Genomic DNA, 17,468 nt, shown 5'->3' with positions numbered 1-17,468 from the left:
CAAGGCGTCCGCCGGACGGGCCGGCACCGTGGGCCGTGACCGTCCGACCCGGACGCTGCCCGGCCGGCGCCGGAGCCCCCGCAGCCACACCTTCCGGGCGAGGTCTGATTGAAATCCCGCGACTGGCCGATCCGCTCCAAGCTGACCGCGCTGGTCGTCGTCCCGGTGACCGCGCTGCTGGCGCTCTGGATCTTCGCCACGACGCTGACCTTCGGGCCGGCCCTCGACCTGCTCGCCGCCCGGACCCTCCTCTACGACCTCGGCCACCCCGGCGAGGCGGTGGTGGCCGAGCTGCAACGGGAGCGCCGGCTCTCGGTGGTGCACCTGGCCGGCGGGGACGTCGCGCCCGGGCTCGCCGAGCAGCGCCAGCGGACCGACCGCGCGGTCGCCGAGCTGCGCCGCCGGGTCGGCGGGGAGGAACTGCGCGACGCCGCCGGCGACCACCTCGACACCCGGGTCGACCACCTCGTCACCGCGCTGGACGCGCTGCCCGCCGGGCGGGGGTTCATCGACCGGCGCGAGGTCGACCGGGCTGGCGCGGTCGGGCTCTACAGCGGGATGATCTCCTCGGCCTTCCAGGCGTTCTCGGCCATGGCGAACCTGCCCGACCGGGACCTGAACCGTCAGGCGCTCGCCGTCACCGCGCTCGGCCGTAGCCGGGAACTGCTCGGCCAGACCGACGCCCTGCTGGCCGGGGCGTTCACCGCCGGCCGGTTCGCCGAGGGCGAGCACACCCAGGTCGTGCAGACCATCGCCAACCAGCGGTTCCTCGCCGAGGCGGCGGTCGCGGACCTGCCCGATGCGGAGCGCGCCGCGTTCCAGCGGCTGACCGAGGGGGAGGTCTTCGGCCGGCTGCGGACGATGCAGGACGCCCTGGTCGGCGCCCGGTCGTCGACCCGGCCGGCGGTGGACCCGGCGCAGTGGCAGGCCAGCTACGAGGCCGTGCAGCAGGCGCTGCGGGAGTTCGAGCTGGCCCAGGCCGACGGGCTCGCCGACCGGTCGGTGCCGACGGCCGTCGGCATCCTCGTCCGGCTCGCCGCCGCCGGCGTGCTCGGCCTGGCCGCCGTCGTGGTCTCGGTCCTGGTGGCGCTGCGGGTCGGTCGTTCCCTCGCGCAGCGGCTCACCGGCGTACGCACGGCCGCGCTGGACATGGCCGAACGCCGGCTGCCCGACGTGGTGGCCCGCCTGCGCCGGGGCGAGCAGGTCGACGTCGCCCGGGAGGCGCCCGCGCTGGAGTACGGCGGCGACGAGATCGGCCAGGTGGCGCGGGCCTTCACCGAGGTGCAGCGGACGGCGGTCCGCTCGGCCGTCGACGAGGTCACCCTGCGCCGGGGGCTCAACGAGGTCTTCCTCAACATCGCCCGTCGCAGCCAGGGGCTGGTGCACCGGCAGCTCGCCCTGCTCGACCGGATGGAGCGGCACACCGAGGACCCGGACGAGCTGGCCGAGCTGTTCCGCGTCGACCACCTCGCCACCCGGCTGCGGCGGCACGCGGAGGACCTGGTCATCCTGGCCGGCGCCGCCCCCGGGCGGGGCTGGCGCAACCCGGTCGCGATGGTCGACCTGATCCGGGGCGCCATCTCCGAGGTGGAGTCGTACGACCGCGTCGACATCGCCGCCGTGCAGCCCGGCGGCGCGCTGGGGCGGGCCGTCGGCGACGTGATCCACCTGCTCGCCGAGCTGATCGAGAACGCCACGGCGTTCTCCCCGCCGCACAGCCGGGTGGAGGTCTCCGGACAGCACGTGGCCAACGGCTACGCCGTCGAGGTCACCGACCGCGGCCTGGGCATGACCGCCGCCGCGCTGGAGGACGCGAACCGGCGGCTGGCCCGGTCCCCCGACTTCGAGCCCGCCGAGACGGCCCGCCTCGGCCACTTCGTGGTGGCCCGGCTCGCCGCCCGGCACGGGGTCCGGGTGCGGCTGCGCCCGTCCGACGGAGGCGGGTTGACCGCCGTCGTGCTCATCCCCGCCGACCTGGTCACCGACGAGCCGTCCCTGCTGCCCGAGGGTGTCGCCCCGCCGGAGCACCAGTCCGGGGCGACGCCGGAGGAACGGCGGATGGCCCGGGCGAGCCGGCTGAGCACGCTGCCCCGGCCCCGTTCCGCCCGAGCCGCCGAACCCGGCGCGACGCCGCCCTCCGCAGCCCCGCCCTCCGCAGCCCCCGCCTCCGCCGCGCCGGACCAGCCCGGTCGCACCGCCGCCCCGGCCCCGGCCGCGTCCGGCGTCGGGGGCCCGGCCTCCGCCGACCCGGACCGGGCCGCCTCCGCGTCCCGAGACCCAGCCCTCGCCGGCCGGGTGCCCGGAGGCCCCGGCCCCGCCGAGAGCGCCGGGGAGATCGACGGGCTGCCGCGTCGGGTGCGGCGCCACGGGCCAGCCGTCCGACGGCGATCGACGCCGGACGCCCCCGGGGGCGGTCCGGCGGTCGGGCACCCCGCGGCGGCCCGGCACCCGGCCGTCGACGGCCCGGCGCCGCGGCCACCGGCGATCGAGAGCCCGACCCCGCGCACTCCGGAGGAGGCGCGGCGCGCCATGTCCGCCCTACAGGCGGGCACCGCCCGTGGCCGCGCCGCGGCCGGCGGCGCGACGGCTGACGGGGCCCTGGCCGCCAGCGCCCCGGCGGCCGGCGGCGACGCACCGGAGCAGGCCGCCGAGCCGACCCAGGCCCAGACCCAGACCCCGACCCCGACGCCGGCCGAGCCGCCGGCGGAACCGGACCCCGTGACCGCGACTGAGAGGGACGCCTGATGCTGCATCCGACGAGGCAGAGCGCCGATCTCGACTGGTTGCTCGACGACCTGGTGGAACGGGTGCCGCCCGCCCGCCAGGCGGTGGCGCTGTCGGCCGACGGGCTGCTGCTCGGCTCCTCCACCAACCTGGACCGCGCCGACGCCGAGCACCTGTGCGCGCTGGCGTCCGGCTTCTCGAGCCTGGCCCGGGGCGCGAGCCGGCAGGTGGCCGGAGGGGCGGTCCGGCAGACCGTGGTGGAGATGGAGTCGGCGTACCTCTTCGTCACCGCCGCCGGGCAGGGGGCCTGCCTCGCGGTGGTCAGCGACGCGGATGCGGACATCGGCCTGGTGGCGTACGAGATGGCGATGCTGGTCACCCGGGTGGGGGAGTACCTGAGCGCCCCGGCCCGGTCGGCGGCGGGGGCTGCCGATGCGGGCTGAGTCCCCCGGGCCGCAGCACGAGTGGCTCGACGACGACGCCGGTCCCGTCGTGCGGCCCTACACCCTCACCGGCGGGCGGGTCCGGTCGTCCGCGGACGGCTTCGACCTGGTCGCGTACGTGCTGGCCGACCCGGCCGCCGACCCGGCCGCCCACCCGGAGCTGCACCCCGAGCACCGGCGCCTGGTGTCGCTGGCCGCCCGGCCGGTGCCCGTCGCCGAGTTGGCGGCCGAGCTGGACCTCGCGCTGGGCGTGGTCCGCGTCCTGCTCGGCGACCTGCTGGCCCGGGGACTGGTCGCGGTGCACCAGCCGACGGCCGCCGCCTACCTGCCCGACGACGACATCCTCAAGGCGGTGGTCAGTGGACTCCGTGCGCTGTGACGAGGCCGGTTCCGCTCCCCGGATCCCGCTCGCGCTGAAGATCCTCATCGCCGGGGGCTTCGGCGCCGGCAAGACGACGCTGGTGAGCGCGCTCAGCGAGGTCCGGCCGTTGCAGACCGAGGAGATCCTGACCGGGGCCGGGGTCGACACCGACGACCTGTCCGGCGTCGAGGCGAAGTCGACCACGACGGTGGCGATGGACTTCGGCCGGATCACGATCAACGACGACCTCCAGGTCTACCTGTTCGGCACCCCGGGCCAGGACCGCTTCTGGTTCCTCTGGGACGAGTTGGCCTTCGGGGCGCTCGGCGCGGTGGTGCTCGCCGACACCCGTCGCCTGGCGGACTGCTTCCCGTCGATCGACTACTTCGAGCAGCGGGGCATCCCGTTCGTGGTGGGGGTGAACTGTTTCGACGGTGCCCGGCGGTTCAGCCTGGAGACCGTACGCCAGGCGCTGGACCTCGACCCCGACGTGCCGCTGGTGCTCTGCGACGCGCGGGACCGGCAGTCCGGCAAGGAGGTGCTGATCGCCCTCGTCGAGCACGTGGCCCGGCAGCGGGGCGAGCCGGTGCCGGCGGCCTGAGCCCGCTGGCGCGGCCGGTCCCGTCGACCGGCCGTGACTCGGCGCGGCTTTCCGGGTAAGGAGCCGGCACAGGGGCGAGCCTCTGGTTGGATCGACGGAGGAATCGGCGGAGGGCGGAACCGGTGGCGGAGCAGGACGCGGTCGTCCACATCGGCGGCTACACGGCACACGGCGGGGGCCGGGGCACCGGCATCGTCGCGGCCCGGCGGGACCCGGGCTCCGGCGAGCTGTCCCCGCTCGGCACCGTCGCGGTCACCCCGGCGCCCTCCTTCCTCGCCCGGCACCCGCGGCTGCCGGTGCTGTACGCGGTCAACGAGCTGCCCGACGGCGAGGTCAGCGCCTTCCGGGTGGCCGCCGACGGCGACCTCACCCCGCTCGGCACCCGGTCCACCGGGGGCGCGGAGCCCTGCCACCTGGCGGTCGTCCCGGACGGCGGCCACCTCGTCGTGGCCAACTATGGCGGCGGCAGCGTGGCGGTGTTCCCGCTCGGCCCCGACGGGGTGCCCGGCGAGCGCAGTGACCTGGTGCGGCACGAGGGGCACGGGCCGGACCCGGAGCGTCAGGCCGGCGCCCACGCCCACATGGTCAACCCCGACCCGGGCCGGGGCCCGCTGCTCGCGGTCGACCTCGGCACCGACTCGATCTACCGCTACGACCTGGACGCCGCCTCCAGTCGGCTGGTGCCCCGGGCGCCCCGGGTGCGGGCGGCCGCCGGCTCCGGCCCCCGGCACCTGGCCCGACACCCGGACGGCCGGCGGTGCTGGGTGGCGGGGGAGCTGGACGCCTCGGTGACCGCGTACGAGCTGACCGCCGAGGGTGCCCTGCACCAGCGGGGCCGGGTCGACGCCAGCGACCGGCCCGGGCACGTCCAGCCGTCGGAGATCGCGGTCGGCCCGGACGGCCGCTTCCTCTACGTGGCCAACCGCGGGGTGGGCACGGTCGCGGTCTTCGCCCTCGCCGGCGGGCTGCCGGAGCTGGTCGCTGAGGTGGACACGGGTGGGGAGTGGCCGCGGCACTTCGCCCGGGCGGGGGAGCACCTCTACGTGGCCGACGAGCGGGCCGACATGGTCCGGGTCTTCCGGGTGGACGCGGCCACCGGCGTCCCGGCCCCGGTCGGGGAGCCGGTGGCCGTGCCCAGCCCCACCTGCGTCCTGCCCTGACCAGGACAGATCAACGCGCCGAGGCGAGACGGTTACTCATCGTCGACAATTTGGTGGTCAACTGTATCTCCTGCGTAACTTTCGTCCGAACGGTTGTGGCAGCTACCAGGGCGGGTACGCAGTATGGTCAGCGTGTCAGCAGGCCGCCATCGCATGCGTACCAACGTTCACGCAGCTACCGCCGCCGCTGCCGTCGGCGTGCTCGCCGTGACGGCCGGCGGCTGGTTCGGCTACCAGCAGCTGGCGCAACCGGACTGCTCCGGCAGGATCGAGCTCTCCGTCGCCGTCGCCGACGAACTCGCCCCCGCCGTCGACGCGGCGGCCGCGCAGTGGGTCAAGGACGGGGCCGCGGTCGGCGGAACCTGCATCGCGGTGAAGGTCTCGGCCTCCGACCCGGTCGACGTGGCCGCGACGGTCGCCGCCAAGCACGGTGTCACGCTGGCCGGCGTCGGGCAGGCCAGTGGCACGGCGGTCAGCCCGGACGTCTGGGTGCCCGACTCCTCCACCTGGCTGCTGCGGCTCAAGACCGGCGGCGCCACCGCCTTCGACCCCGGCAACGGCGCGTCCATCGCCCGCAGCCCGGTGGTCGTGGCGATGCCGGTGCCGATCGCCTCGCGGCTGGGCTGGCCGCAGAAGAAGTTCAGCTGGACCCAGCTCCTCCAGCAGGTCCAGAGCGACAAGCCGCTGCGTACCGGCATCGTCGAGCCGACCCGCGACGCGGCGGGCCTGTCCGGCCTGCTCTCGCTGACCACCGCCGCCAGCGCCACCGGCGGCCCGGACGCCGAAAAGGACAAGGTCGCCGCGCTGCGGGCGCTGGCCACCGACCGCTCGGCGCTGCGGCCGGACCTGCTCGCCCGGTTCCCCACCGCGTCGGACGCGACGACGATCGCCAGCAGCCTCGGCGCGGCGGCGCTGTCCGAAGAGGACGTGATCCAGTACAACAGCAAGAAGCCGCCGGTGCCGCTGGCCGCGCTCTACCTGGAGCCGGCGCCCGCGCCGCTGGACTACCCGTACGCGGTGCTGCCCGGCATCGAGCCGGCCAAGGCGTCGGCGGCGCGGGTGCTCTACGAGGTGCTCACCACCGCCGACTTCCGCGACAGGCTGGCGGCGCAGGCGCTGCGGGCGCCGGACGGCAACTGGGGCGCGGGCTTCGACGCCCCGCAGGGCGCACCCAGCCCGGCCGGCGGTTCGTCGGCCCCGCCGGCGACCGGCGGCACCGCGGCGACCGGCGGGCCCGACCCGCAGAACATGGACCGCGCGCTCTCCAGCTGGTCGATCGCCACCCAGTCCGGCCGGATGCTCGCCGTCATCGACGTCTCCGGCTCCATGAAGGAGAAGGTGGCCAACGCCGGCAACGCGACCCGGCAGCAGGTCACCGTGGAGGCGGCCCGGCGCGGGCTGAACCTCTTCGACGACTCCTGGTCCATCGGCCTCTGGACGTTCTCCACCGAGCTGGTCGGCTCCCGCGACCACCAGGAGTTGGTCGCCATCGGGCCGCTGTCGCGGCAGCGCGGCAAGCTGGAGCAGGCGCTCGGCTCGATCCGGTCCTCCAGCGGCAGCACCGGCCTCTACGACACCATGCTGGCGGCGTACCAGAAGGTGCAGGACAACTGGGAGCCGGGCCGGGTCAACTCGATCGTGCTGTTCACCGACGGCAAGAACGAGGACTCCGACGGCATCACCCAGCAGCAGCTGCTGGCCGAACTCAACAAGATCAAGGACCCGGAGCGGCCGGTGCAGGTCGTGATCATCGGTATCGGCGGCGACGTCAGCAAGGCCGAGCTGAAGTCGATCACCGACGTGACCGGCGGCGGCGCCTTCGTCACCGAGGACCCGACCAAGATCGGCGATATCTTCCTCCGGGCGGTCGCGCTGCGCAAGGCCCCGGCCTGACCGACGGAACAGGGCGTGCAGGGCCCCGTCGTACCGCCGGATCCGGTACCGCGGGCCCTTTCCCGCCACCGGCTCCGTCGCGAAAAGTGACGGCAATACGTCGGAAGTAATCGCCCACCATGGTTGTCGGGGCAGGATGTCGTAGTGCTCCACAGCCGGCCCGCGACGGGGTCGGTCGGCGACCGGGGCCGTCGGCATGCGAAGTGGGGAGGGCCGGTGACCTCGGCGACGCTGTTGACCCCCGCCCGAGCGGCGTCGCCGGACCAGCCGTGGTCCGGGCAGGCGGCCCGCACCGACGAGCGCGCCTACGTCCGCTCCCTGGTGGTGCTGGACACCACGATCCTGACCATCGCCGTGCTCATCGGGTACGTGGCCCGCTTCGGCGGTGACACCCCGGGCGGTTCGAAGGTCCCGTACGTCGTGGTGGCTCCGGGGCTCGTCGTCGCCTGGCTGATCTCGCTCCGGGTGCTGCGCTGCTACGACGACCGGGTCCTCGGGTACGGCGCGGACGAGTACCGGCGGGTCAGCGCCGCCAGCCTGCGCCTCGCCGGTGGCATCGCGATCGTCGGCTACATCGCCGACGTCGGCGTCTCCCGAGGCTTCCTGGGCATCTCGTTCGCGGTCGGCGCCGTCGGTCTGGAGGTGGCCCGGTTCGCCGCGCGCAAGCGGCTGCACCGGGCACGGTCCCGGGGCGCGGGCTGGTCGCGCAAGGTGCTGGTGGTCGGCGACACCGCGCACGTGCTGGAGCTGGTGCACACCCTGCGCCGCGAGCCGTACGCGGGCTACCAGGTGGTCGGCGCGTGCATCCCCGACGCGCTGCTCGCCCCGGTCGCCCAGCGGCTGGGCGACGTGCCGGTGGTCGGCTCGTTCCGGGGCATCCCCGAGGCCGCCACCGCCATCGGCGCGGACACGGTCGCGGTGACCGCCTCCGGCGAGCTGACCGCCACCCGGCTGCGGCGGCTGGGCTGGCAACTGGAGGGCACCGGCGTCGACCTGGTGGTGGCGCCCGCGCTGACCGACGTCGCCGGCCCGCGCATCCACACCCGGCCGGTCGCCGGCCTGCCGCTGATCCACGTCGAGGCGCCCGAGTTCCGCGGCGCCCGCAAGCTGGTCAAGGGCTTCGTCGACCGGGCGGCCTCCTCGCTGGCCCTGACGCTGCTGCTGCCGCTGCTGGCCGTCATCGCGCTGGCGATCAAGCTCGACAGCCGGGGGCCGGTGCTGTTCCGCCAGACCCGCGTCGGGCAGGGCGGCCGGGAGTTCGGCGTCTACAAGTTCCGCACCATGGTGGTGAACGCCGACGCCCTGCTGGCGGAGCTGGCCTCTCGCAACGAGACCGACGGCCTGATGTTCAAGATGCGCGACGACCCGCGGGTGACCCGGATCGGCCGGCTGCTGCGCAAGTGGTCGCTGGACGAGCTGCCACAACTGGTCAACGTCCTGTTCGGGCAGATGAGCCTGGTCGGCCCCCGCCCGCCGCTGCCCTCCGAGGTGGCCCGCTACGACGGGGACGTGGCCCGCCGGCTGCTGGTCAAGCCCGGCATGACGGGGCTCTGGCAGGTCAGCGGCCGGTCCGACCTCAGCTGGGAGGACGGCATCCGGCTCGACCTCTACTACGTGGAGAACTGGTCGCTCGCGGCCGACCTGACGATCCTCTGGAAGACCTTCGGTGCCGTGATCAACAGTCGCGGGGCGTACTGACCCGCCCCGGTGGGGTCAATCCTGCGGGCCGGTCCAGTCCAGGCACACCACGACCGCGTCGTCGACCAGGTCACCGGCGACGAACGCGCGCAGGTCGCCGATCAGCGAGCGCACCGCGTCCAGCGGCTCCATCGGCCCGGTCCGGCGCAGGAACCGGTCCAGCGCGGTCTCGCCGTACCGGACGTCCTGCCCGGTGGCGTCGACGACGCCGTCGCTGACCACGAAGAGCCGGTCGCCCCGGCACAGCTCGAACCGCTGCTCGTGGTAGTCGGTGGCCTCGAACATGCCGAGCGGGAACTGCGCCTCCAGCGGCAGCTGGTGGACCTCCCCGTCGCGCAGCAGCACGAGGCGGGGCGACCCGGCGTCGACCACGGTCAGCACGCCCGAGCGCAGGTCGAGGGCCATCAGCAGCGCCGCGAGGTGCTGGTCGCCGCGGTGCAGGTCGTAGATGGCCTGGTCGGCGAGGGCCGCCTGGTCGGCGAGGCCGAGCCCGGCCCGGCGGGCGTTGCGCAGCGCGTACGTGGCGAGCGAGGTGAGCATCGCGGCGGCCACCCCCTCGCCCGTGCCGTTGATGGTGGACAGCCAGACGCGCTCCCCGTCGTCGGACCAGTCGAAGCTGTCGCCGCGCACCGCGTACGCCGGTTCGAGCTGCCCGGCGAGGCTGAACGAGGGCCGGATCCGGCTGCGGCCGGGCAGCATCTCCCACTGCATCTCGGCGGCGAGGGTGAGCCTCCTGCTGCGCCGCGCGGCCCGGTAGACGTCCGTGCCGGCGCTGACCGCGGCGATCTCGTGGGCCAGCGCGGTGGCGGTCTCCGCCAGCTCGTGGAGCGTCCCCGGGTCGTCGGGGGCCGGTGCCACCCGCAGCACCCCCCGGCGTTCCCCACGCATCGACACCGGCAGGTACGCGGTGTCGTCGGCGACGATCGGGGTCTGGTGGTCGAAGCAGCGCCAGGCGGGGTGCCCCGGGCTGGTGACCGTCTCCCCGTCACCGAGCGGCAGCAGCGCCGACAGCCGGTAGTCGACCTGGAGGAGCTGCACCCGGGTGATCCCGTAGGCCCCGGCCAGGGTGTCGGCGACCCGGTCCAGCAGGAGATCGGCGGGCGCCTCGTTGAGGGCGCGCCGTACCCGGTTGACCGGTTCGCTCATCCATCGCTCCTTGGTCGCGAGCCCGCACCAGCGGTTTCGGAGTAGTCTCGGGCGCACCATGGCGGAAGTGCACGGTCCCCAGGGGCCCCAGACGAGTATGGCTGCCGAGCTCGACGCGGTGGCCGACGCCCTGCTGACGGTCTGGGAGGCCGCGCGGGAGCGCACGACCAGCCGTGTCTCCGGCGCCCAGCTGCGCGCGATCATGCTGGTCGAGCAGCACGACGGGATCAACCTCCGCCGCCTGGCCACCGGGCTCGACATGCTGCTCTCCTCCGCCAGCCGGCTCTGTGACCGGCTGGTCGCCGCCGGCATGCTGGAACGCGAGCCCGGCCGCCTCGACCGGCGGGAGATCTCGCTGCACCTCACCCCGGAGGCCCACCGGCTCCTCGCCGAGCTGCGCGACGACCGGCGCCAGCAGCTCGCGGCGATCCTCGGCGACATGACCCCCGAGGGGCGGCAGGCCCTGCTGGGGGGCATGCGGGAGTTCGACGAGGCGGCGCGTCGCCGCCACGCGTCCGTCCAGTCCGTCGAGCCGGCCGGCCCCTGGTCCGACGCGGGCGGCCCGGCGGAGCCTCCGGCCGGCCTACCGAAGCAGGAGTGGCCCGGCGACGAGCCGAGGGTGGCCAGGACGGCCTGACCCGCGGGCGGCACGCACGGACCGGTCCGCACCCACGTGCCCGGCGGGGGGCGGCTTGTCACGCGTCGGGCGCCGCGGCCACCGCGAGCATCGCGATGTCGTCCGCCCATCGGAGGAGGCCGCGCTCAGGGCTGCCGGGTCAGCCAGCCGGCGGGTCGGGCGAGGATCCGGCGGACCACCGAACCGGCCCCGCCGACGGCCGCCGCCGCGCCGCCGAGCGCCGCGGGACGGACGGTGACCGGCGACCAGGCCGCGGTGAGCACCCGGCGGGAGACCTCGGCGAGCACCGGCGGGCGGAGCCAGGGCGCCAGCGGGGCGTATCCGCCGCCGAGCACCACGGTGTCCAGGTCCAGCAGGTTGACCACCCCGGCCACGGCGACCCCGAGCGCCGTTCCGGCGTCGGCTAGGGCGTGCAGCGCCGCCGGGTCGCCCGCCCCGGCCAGCTCCGCGAGCCGGGTCGTCGCGGTGTCCGCCGGGAGGTCCGCGCCGGCCAGGCCGGCCGCCGCGAGGATGGCCTCCTGACCGGCGTACGTCTCCAGGCAGCCCCGAGCCCCGCACCGGCAGGGCCGGCCGTCGGGGCGGACCGGTACGTGGCCGATCTCGCCGCTCCAGCCGCGGGCGCCCCGGAACAGGGAGCCGTCCAGGACGATCCCGGCGCCGATGCCGACCTCGCCGGAGACGTGCAGGAAGCTGGCCGGGACGGCCGGTCCGGCGTGCAGCTCACCCAGCGCGGCGAGGTTGGCCTCGTTGTCGACCACCAGCGGTGGCACGCCGTCCACGTGCGCGGTCAGCGGCGGATGCCCGGCGAGGAGGGCGGGAACGGGCACGTCGCGCCAGCCCAGGTTCGGCGCGAGGCGGACCAGCCCGGCGTCGTCGACCAGGCCGGGCACCGCGAGGGCCGCGCCGGCCAGGGTGAGCCCCTCGCGGGCCGCCTCGGCGCGGGCGTGGGCGGCCAGGTCGGCCAGCCGGGCGACGGCCTCGGCGGGGGAGACCGGCCGGAGGTCGGCGCGGAGCACCGAGTGGTGGCGGACCCGGCCGGCGAGGTCGACCACGCAGGCGGCCAGGTAGTCGACGTTGACCTCCAGGCCGAGCCCGGCCGGGCCGTCGGCGGCGAGCACCAGGCCCCGGGACGGCCGCCCCGCGCCGGTCCGCGGCGTCGGCTCCGCCTCGCGCACGAGCCCTCCGGCGAGCAGGTCCTCCACCACGGCCGAGACGGTGGCCCGGGTCAGGCCGGTCCGGGCGGCCAGCTCGGCCCGCGACGGCGGGCGGTCGGCGGCGGCGATCCGGCCGAGCACCACGGCGAGGTTCCACTCGCGCAGGCTGCCCTGCCGGACCGGCCCGGGCGGGGCATCGGAACGGGGCACTCCTTGACACTGCCACAGGCCGATCAAATAATTCAACCACTGAACAAATAGCGGACGACACCCCCGGAGGTCTGCCATGGCACCCCGTCCCACCCCCGCCGACAAGTTCTCCTTCGGCCTCTGGACGGTGGGCTGGCAGGCCCGTGACCCGTTCGGCGACGCCACCCGCGGTGAGCTGGACCCGGTCGAGGCGGTGCACCGGCTCGCCGGGCTCGGGGCGTACGGGATCACCTTCCACGACGACGACCTGGTGCCCTTCGGCGCGGACGCCGCCACCCGCGACCGGCACGTCGCCCGGTTCCGCAAGGCGCTCGACGAGACCGGCCTGGTGGTGCCCATGGTGACCACCAACCTGTTCACCCACCCGGTGTTCAAGGACGGCGGGTTCACCAGCAACGACCGCGACGTCCGGCGCTACGCGCTGCGCAAGGTGCTGCGCAACGTCGACCTCGCCGCCGACCTCGGCGCCCGCACCTTCGTGATGTGGGGCGGCCGGGAGGGCGCCGAGTACGACCTCGCCAAGGACGTCCGGGCCGCCCTGGACCGCTACCGGGAGGCCGTCGACCTGCTCTGCCAGTACGTCGTCGACCGCGGCTACGACCTGCGCTTCGCCCTGGAGCCCAAGCCGAACGAGCCGCGCGGCGACATCCTCCTGCCCACCGTCGGGCACGCCCTCGCCTTCATCTCCACCCTGGCCCACCCCGAGCTGGTCGGGCTCAACCCCGAGGTCGGGCACGAGCAGATGGCCGGCCTGAACTTCGCCCACGGCATCGCCCAGGCGCTCTGGCAGGGCAAGCTGTTCCACATCGACCTCAACGGCCAGCGCGGCGTCAAGTACGACCAGGACCTGGTCTTCGGCCACGGCGACCTGCTCAACGCGTTCGCCCTGGTCGACCTGCTGGAACACGGCGGCCCCGGCGGCGCGCCCGCCTACGACGGCCCCCGGCACTTCGACTACAAGCCTTCGCGCACCGAGGACACGACCGGCGTCTGGGCGTCGGCGGAGGCGAACATGCGGACGTACCTCCTGCTCAAGGAGCGGGCGGCGGCCTTCCGAGCGGATCCGGAGGTGGCCGAGGCGCTGGCGGCCAGCCGGGTCGCCGACCTCGGCACGCCGACGCTGGCGCCGGGAGAGGGCCACGCCGAGCTGCTCGCCGACCGGTCCGCGTTCGAGGAGTTCGACGTCGACGGGGCCGCCGCGCGGGGATTCGGCTTCGTCCGGCTCAACCAGCTCGCCGTCGAGCACCTGCTCGGCGCGCGCTGAGGGCCGCCGGAGATGCCGCTCGTCGCCGGGGTCGACTCCTCGACCCAGTCCTGCAAGGTCGTCGTCCGGGACGCGGAGACCGGCGCCCTGCTCCGGCAGGGCCGGGCACCGCACCCGGACGGCACCGAGGTCGACCCGTCGGCGTGGTGGTCCGCGCTGGCCGCGGCGGTCGACGCCGCCGGCGGGCTGGCCGACGTCGCGGCGGTCTCCGTCGCCGGCCAGCAGCACGGCATGGTCTGCCTCGACGAGGCGGGCGCCGTCGTCCGGCCCGCGCTGCTGTGGAACGACACCCGCTCCGCCGGCGCCGCCGCCGAGCTGGTCGAGGAGGCCGGCGGCGGGGCGGCCGGCCGCCGGTTCTGGGCGGACGCGGTCGGCAGCGTGCCGGTGGCCAGCTTCACCGCCACCAAGCTGCGGTGGCTGGCCCGGCACGAGCCGGAGCACGCGGCCCGGGTGGCGGCCGTCTGCCTGCCGCACGACTGGCTGACCTGGCGGCTGGCCGGCGCGCCCGGCCTGGCGGCGCTGCGCACCGACCGGGGCGACGCCAGCGGCACCGGCTACTGGTCCCCGGCCACCGGCGACTACCGGCTCGACCTGCTGGAGCGCGCCTTCGGCCGGCGCCCGCACGTGCCGGCCGTGCTCGGCCCGGCGGAACCGGCCGGCGCGCTGCGCCCCGACGCCCTCCCCGCCGGCGGATCCGCGCCCGGCGGGCTGCTGCCCGACGGGGCCGTGCTCGGACCCGGCACCGGAGACAACGCCGCCGCCGCGCTCGGGGTCGGCGCGGGTCCGGGCGACGTGGTGCTCTCCGTCGGCACCTCCGGCACCGTGTTCAGCGTCGCCGACACCCCCGCCGCCGACCCGACCGGCGCGGTCGCCGGTTTCGCCGACGCCACCGGCCGCTTCCTGCCGCTGGTCTGCACGCTCAACGCTGCCCGCGTGCTCGACGCCGCCGCGGCCCTGCTCCGGGTCGACCTGGACGAGCTGGCCACGCTGGCGCTCGCCGCCCCCGCCGGCGCGGACGGCCTGGTCGTGGTGCCCTACCTCGAGGGCGAGCGGACCCCGGACCGGCCGCTGGCCACCGGCGCGGTGCACGGGCTGACCCTGCGCACCTCGACCCCGGCCCACCTGGCCCGGGCCGCCGTCGAGGGCCTGCTCTGTGCCCTCGCCGAGGGCCTCGACGCGCTCACCGCCCAGGGTGCCACGGTGCGCCGGGTGATCCTCGTCGGTGGGGGAGCCCGCTCGGTGGCGGTGCGCCGGATCGCGCCCGAGGTCCTCGGGGTGCCGGTGGTCGTCCCGCCGCCGGGGGAGTACGTCGCCGACGGCGCCGCCCGCCAGGCCGCCTGGGTCGCCCTGGGCGGCGCGGCGCCCCCCACCTGGTCGGTCCGGGACACCGAGGAGTACGCCGCCGCGCCCGTCCCCGCCGTCCGCGAGCGGTACGCCGCCGCCCGCGACCGCTTCCTCGACCGGCTCGACCGCGACCCGGCCGGCGAGGGGTAAACGGCTGTACGGGCGCGCCCCGGCTCGCGATCATCGACGGATGCGAACCACCCCCCAAGCGGACGAGGCGCCGGTGACCGTCGGGACCGGCATCCCCTCGATGCTCCAGTACGACGACGCGGACACCCCCTGCGACGTCATCGACGCGCTGGTCCTGGCGGACTTCGTCACCGGCCGGCACCCGTGGTCGCACACGGTCCGGCTCTCCCGGGTGCGCCCCGACGCGCCCCTGACCGCCCCCGACGGGCGGCTGCTGCGTACGGCGGTGGAGAACCGGCAGCGGTCCCGCCTGCTGGCCGGCGACGGCTGGACGGCCCGGGTGGTCACCTGGAAGGGGCGGGGCGCCGAGGTGACCGTCACGGCGGTGACCGAGGAGGTCGGCCGGGCGGCCCTCGACCGGATCGTCGACGGCGCCGCCGAACCGGAGGACCCGGGTGCCGGCCGGATCGGCTTCTGGCACCAGAACCCCCGCCGCGGCAGCCAGCGGGACGTGCGGTCGATCGCCGCGCCGGAGTGGTCGCAGATCCGGCCGAACTACGCCGCCGGGGCGCGCACCGCGCTCGACGCGCTGATGGCGACCACCCCGGAGCAACTCGCCGGCCGGCTGGTGCTCCTGCACGGAGCGCCCGGGACGGGGAAGACCACCGCGCTGCGCGCCCTCGCCAGGGCGTGGCGCGAGTGGTGCCAGGTCGACGCCGTGCTGGACCCGGACGTGCTCTTCGCGGACCCGGCGTACCTGTCGGAGGTGGCGGTCGGGGACGAGGACGGCGAGCCGGGCACGGGTCGCCGGTGGCGGCTGCTCATCCTGGAGGACTGCGACGAGCTGATCCGGGGCGAGGCGAAGCAGGCCGCCGGCCAGGCGCTGTCCCGGCTGCTCAACCTGACCGACGGGCTGCTCGGGCAGGGGCGCGACGTGCTCGTCGCCATCACCACGAACGAGGATCTGTCCCGGCTGCACCCGGCCGTGGTCCGGCCGGGGCGCTGCCTGGCCCGGATCGAGGTGGGCCCGCTGTCGTACGAGGAGGCGACGGGTTGGCTGGGCACGTCGGCGGGGGTGCCGCCCCAGGGGGCCACCCTCGCCGAGCTGTACGCGCTGCGTGCGGGCACGCCGGCCACGCCCGCGGCCCCGCCCGCGATCGGCGGCTACCTCTGAGCCGCCCGACCCGCCCGACCCGCCCGCGCGCCGTCACCCGGTCGTGACCTGACCCTGGTTGGCTGCCGCTCATGACCTTGATGAGGGGCGGGGCGGCGCGGGTCTGGGGCGGCTCGGCCGCGCACCGGTTCTACAGCGTCGTGGTCTTCGTGCTGCTCGCCTCGCTGGACAACGTGGCGATCGGCCTGGTGCCCCCGCTGTACGGGCCGATCGCCGACGCCTTCGACGTGCCGCGGCGGCTGCTCGGCCTGGTCACCGCCGTGAGCTTCCTGGCCAGCGCGGTGGCGGCGGTGGGCTGGGCGTACGTCGGCGACCGCGCGAACCGCAAGCCGCTGCTGATGGTCGGCACCCTGATCTGGGCGCTGGGCACCGGCGGCAGCGCGGTCGCGGCGAACTACCCCGCGTTCCTGGCCGCGCAACTGCTGGCGGCGATCGGGCTGGGCGCCGTCGGGTCGGTCGGGTTCTCGGTCGTCACCGACCTGATCTCACCCCGCCGGCGGGGGCTGGTGATGAGCTTCTGGGGGCTGTCCCAGGGGGTCGGCACGCTGGCCGGCACGCTGGTCGGCGGGCTGCTCGGGGCGGCCGACTGGCGGCGGCCGTTCCTGGCGTTGACCGTGGTCGGCCTGCTGGCGACCGCCGCCTACCTGTTCACCTACGACATCCGCCGCGGCCAGAGCGAACCGGAGCTGGCCGACGCGCTCGCCACCGGCGCCGAGTACGACTACCGGATCAGCCGGGCGGACCTGCCGAGGATCCTCGGCCGGCGGACGAACCGGTGGCTGATCCTGCAGGGCCTCACCGCGCAGGCGGCCTTCGGCTCGCTGGTCTGGCTGCCCGTGCTCTTCGCCGAGCGGGCCGAGGACCAGGGCTACTCCGCCGCCACCGCCGTGGTGGTGGGCAGCGTCTTCGCCACCCTGTTCCAGCTCGGCGGGGTGTTCTCCATCGTCGGCGGGCTGGTCGGCGACGCCCTGCAACGTCGTACGCCGAGGGGGCGGGCGCTGGTCGCGGCGGTCGGCATCCTCGCGGCGCTGCCGTTCTACCTGGTGCTCTTCTTCGTGCCGATCCGCATCGACGTGCCCGACGGCGCCGGTGCGGGGACGGTGGTCCGGGCGGTGCTGGCCAGCGTGGTCACCGAGCCGACGGTCGGGTTGAGCCTGCTCACGGCCGTGGTGGCGTTGGCGCTGACCTCCGCGAACTCGCCGAACTGGTTCGCCCTGATCGCCGACGTCAACCCGCCCGAGCACCGGGGCACCGTCTACAGCCTCGGCAACCTGGTGAACGGCGTCGGTCGGGCGGCCGGCAACGGGCTGGTCGGGGTCGCCTTCCACGGGCTGCGGGCGGCCTTCCCGCCGCCGCTGAACTACGCCGTCGGGCTGGCCGCCTTCCAGCTCTTCTTCATCCCGACCGGGATCATGTACTGGCTGGCGTCGCGGACCTCGCCGGCGGACATCGCCGACGTCCACGACCTCCTGCACACCCGCGCCGAGCGGCTGTGAGGAAGGGCCCCTGGCAGGGGCCCTTCCTCACCCG

General features: G+C 75.7%; 14 protein-coding genes. 12 read left to right on the top strand and 2 right to left on the bottom strand.

The features are described 5' to 3' along the window. Window positions 1-108: 108 nt before the first annotated feature. The 7 genes from ABT006_RS20845 to ABT006_RS20815 all read left to right on the top strand — a co-directional run bounded on the left by ABT006_RS20845 (window position 109) and on the right by ABT006_RS20815 (window position 8,880). Window positions 109-2,745 (top strand): sensor histidine kinase, encoded by a 2,637-nt coding sequence (locus ABT006_RS20845; protein ID WP_350708661.1) that lies wholly within the window; start codon window positions 109-111, stop codon window positions 2,743-2,745. Further along, window positions 2,745-3,167, top strand: coding sequence for a roadblock/LC7 domain-containing protein (locus ABT006_RS20840; protein WP_393260927.1), 423 nt, complete (start codon window positions 2,745-2,747; stop codon window positions 3,165-3,167). Before ABT006_RS20845 ends, ABT006_RS20840 begins: the two co-directional genes overlap by 1 nt. After that, window positions 3,157-3,546 carry a DUF742 domain-containing protein gene (locus tag ABT006_RS20835; protein ID WP_350708660.1) on the top strand — a complete coding sequence of 130 codons (390 nt, stop codon included), beginning with the start codon at window positions 3,157-3,159 and terminating at the stop codon, window positions 3,544-3,546. Before ABT006_RS20840 ends, ABT006_RS20835 begins: the two co-directional genes overlap by 11 nt. Further along, entirely contained in the window at window positions 3,527-4,129 is a 603-nt protein-coding gene (locus ABT006_RS20830; RefSeq protein WP_350708658.1) for a GTP-binding protein, read from the top strand. The genes ABT006_RS20835 and ABT006_RS20830 overlap by 20 nt, the downstream gene beginning before the upstream one ends. 122 nt (window positions 4,130-4,251) lie before the next feature. Continuing rightward, window positions 4,252-5,289: a lactonase family protein gene (locus tag ABT006_RS20825; RefSeq protein ID WP_350708656.1), complete on the top strand. Its 1,038-nt coding sequence runs from the start codon at window positions 4,252-4,254 to the stop codon at window positions 5,287-5,289. Between the two features lie 132 nt (window positions 5,290-5,421). Then, complete coding sequence (locus ABT006_RS20820; RefSeq protein WP_350708654.1) at window positions 5,422-7,182, top strand: VWA domain-containing protein; 1,761 nt, start codon at window positions 5,422-5,424, stop codon at window positions 7,180-7,182. 216 nt (window positions 7,183-7,398) lie between these two features. Continuing rightward, window positions 7,399-8,880, top strand: coding sequence for a sugar transferase (locus ABT006_RS20815; protein WP_350708652.1), 1,482 nt, complete (start codon window positions 7,399-7,401; stop codon window positions 8,878-8,880). 15 nt (window positions 8,881-8,895) lie between these two features. On the opposite strand, the gene ABT006_RS20810 is transcribed toward ABT006_RS20815, so the two are convergent. Continuing rightward, window positions 8,896-10,026 (bottom strand): PP2C family protein-serine/threonine phosphatase, encoded by a 1,131-nt coding sequence (locus ABT006_RS20810; RefSeq protein WP_350708650.1) that lies wholly within the window; start codon window positions 10,024-10,026, stop codon window positions 8,896-8,898. Between the two features lie 97 nt (window positions 10,027-10,123). On the opposite strand from ABT006_RS20810, the gene ABT006_RS20805 reads away from it, so the two are divergent. Continuing rightward, entirely contained in the window at window positions 10,124-10,663 is a 540-nt protein-coding gene (locus ABT006_RS20805) for a MarR family winged helix-turn-helix transcriptional regulator (protein ID WP_350708648.1), read from the top strand. A 125-nt stretch (window positions 10,664-10,788) separates the two neighbouring features. On the opposite strand, the gene ABT006_RS20800 is transcribed toward ABT006_RS20805, so the two are convergent. Then, entirely contained in the window at window positions 10,789-12,054 is a 1,266-nt protein-coding gene (locus tag ABT006_RS20800; protein WP_350708740.1) for an ROK family protein, read from the bottom strand. 49 nt (window positions 12,055-12,103) lie between these two features. Here ABT006_RS20800 and xylA point away from each other — a divergent pair, with 49 nt between their 5' ends. The 4 genes from xylA (at window position 12,104) to ABT006_RS20780 (ending at window position 17,434) form a co-directional block, all read left to right on the top strand. After that, the gene (gene xylA / locus ABT006_RS20795; RefSeq protein WP_350708646.1) at window positions 12,104-13,291 is read left to right on the top strand and encodes a xylose isomerase; all 1,188 of its coding nucleotides are present in this window, start codon (window positions 12,104-12,106) and stop codon (window positions 13,289-13,291) included. A gap of 12 nt (window positions 13,292-13,303) precedes the next feature. Further along, window positions 13,304-14,785 carry a xylulokinase gene (xylB, locus tag ABT006_RS20790; protein ID WP_350708644.1) on the top strand — a complete coding sequence of 494 codons (1,482 nt, stop codon included), beginning with the start codon at window positions 13,304-13,306 and terminating at the stop codon, window positions 14,783-14,785. Window positions 14,786-14,825: 40 nt separating this feature from the next. Then, window positions 14,826-15,938, top strand: coding sequence for a DUF5925 domain-containing protein (locus tag ABT006_RS20785; RefSeq protein WP_350708643.1), 1,113 nt, complete (start codon window positions 14,826-14,828; stop codon window positions 15,936-15,938). A gap of 71 nt (window positions 15,939-16,009) precedes the next feature. Continuing rightward, window positions 16,010-17,434, top strand: coding sequence for an MFS transporter (locus ABT006_RS20780; RefSeq protein WP_350708641.1), 1,425 nt, complete (start codon window positions 16,010-16,012; stop codon window positions 17,432-17,434). Window positions 17,435-17,468 lie beyond the last annotated feature (34 nt).

Origin of the sequence: Micromonospora sp. NPDC002717, assembly GCF_040295705.1 — a bacterium.
GTDB lineage: Bacteria > Actinomycetota > Actinomycetes > Mycobacteriales > Micromonosporaceae > Micromonospora.
The sequence above is the reverse complement of the archived record's forward strand: the minus strand, read 5'-3'. Positions and strand labels throughout refer to the sequence as shown.

What these genes read in the sequence shown, in the direction of transcription:
- ABT006_RS20840 (WP_393260927.1), top strand. Translation starts at nt 2,745, where the DNA reads ATGCTGCATCCGACGAGGCAGAGCGCCGATCTCGACTGGTTGCTCGAC.
- ABT006_RS20835 (WP_350708660.1), top strand. Translation starts at nt 3,157, where the DNA reads ATGCGGGCTGAGTCCCCCGGGCCGCAGCACGAGTGGCTCGACGACGAC.
- ABT006_RS20785 (WP_350708643.1), top strand. Translation starts at nt 14,826, where the DNA reads ATGCGAACCACCCCCCAAGCGGACGAGGCGCCGGTGACCGTCGGGACC.
- xylA (WP_350708646.1), top strand. Translation starts at nt 12,104, where the DNA reads ATGGCACCCCGTCCCACCCCCGCCGACAAGTTCTCCTTCGGCCTCTGG.
- ABT006_RS20805 (WP_350708648.1), top strand. Translation starts at nt 10,124, where the DNA reads ATGGCTGCCGAGCTCGACGCGGTGGCCGACGCCCTGCTGACGGTCTGG.
- ABT006_RS20810 (WP_350708650.1), bottom strand. Translation starts at nt 10,026, where the DNA reads ATGAGCGAACCGGTCAACCGGGTACGGCGCGCCCTCAACGAGGCGCCC.
- ABT006_RS20780 (WP_350708641.1), top strand. Translation starts at nt 16,010, where the DNA reads ATGACCTTGATGAGGGGCGGGGCGGCGCGGGTCTGGGGCGGCTCGGCC.
- xylB (WP_350708644.1), top strand. Translation starts at nt 13,304, where the DNA reads ATGCCGCTCGTCGCCGGGGTCGACTCCTCGACCCAGTCCTGCAAGGTC.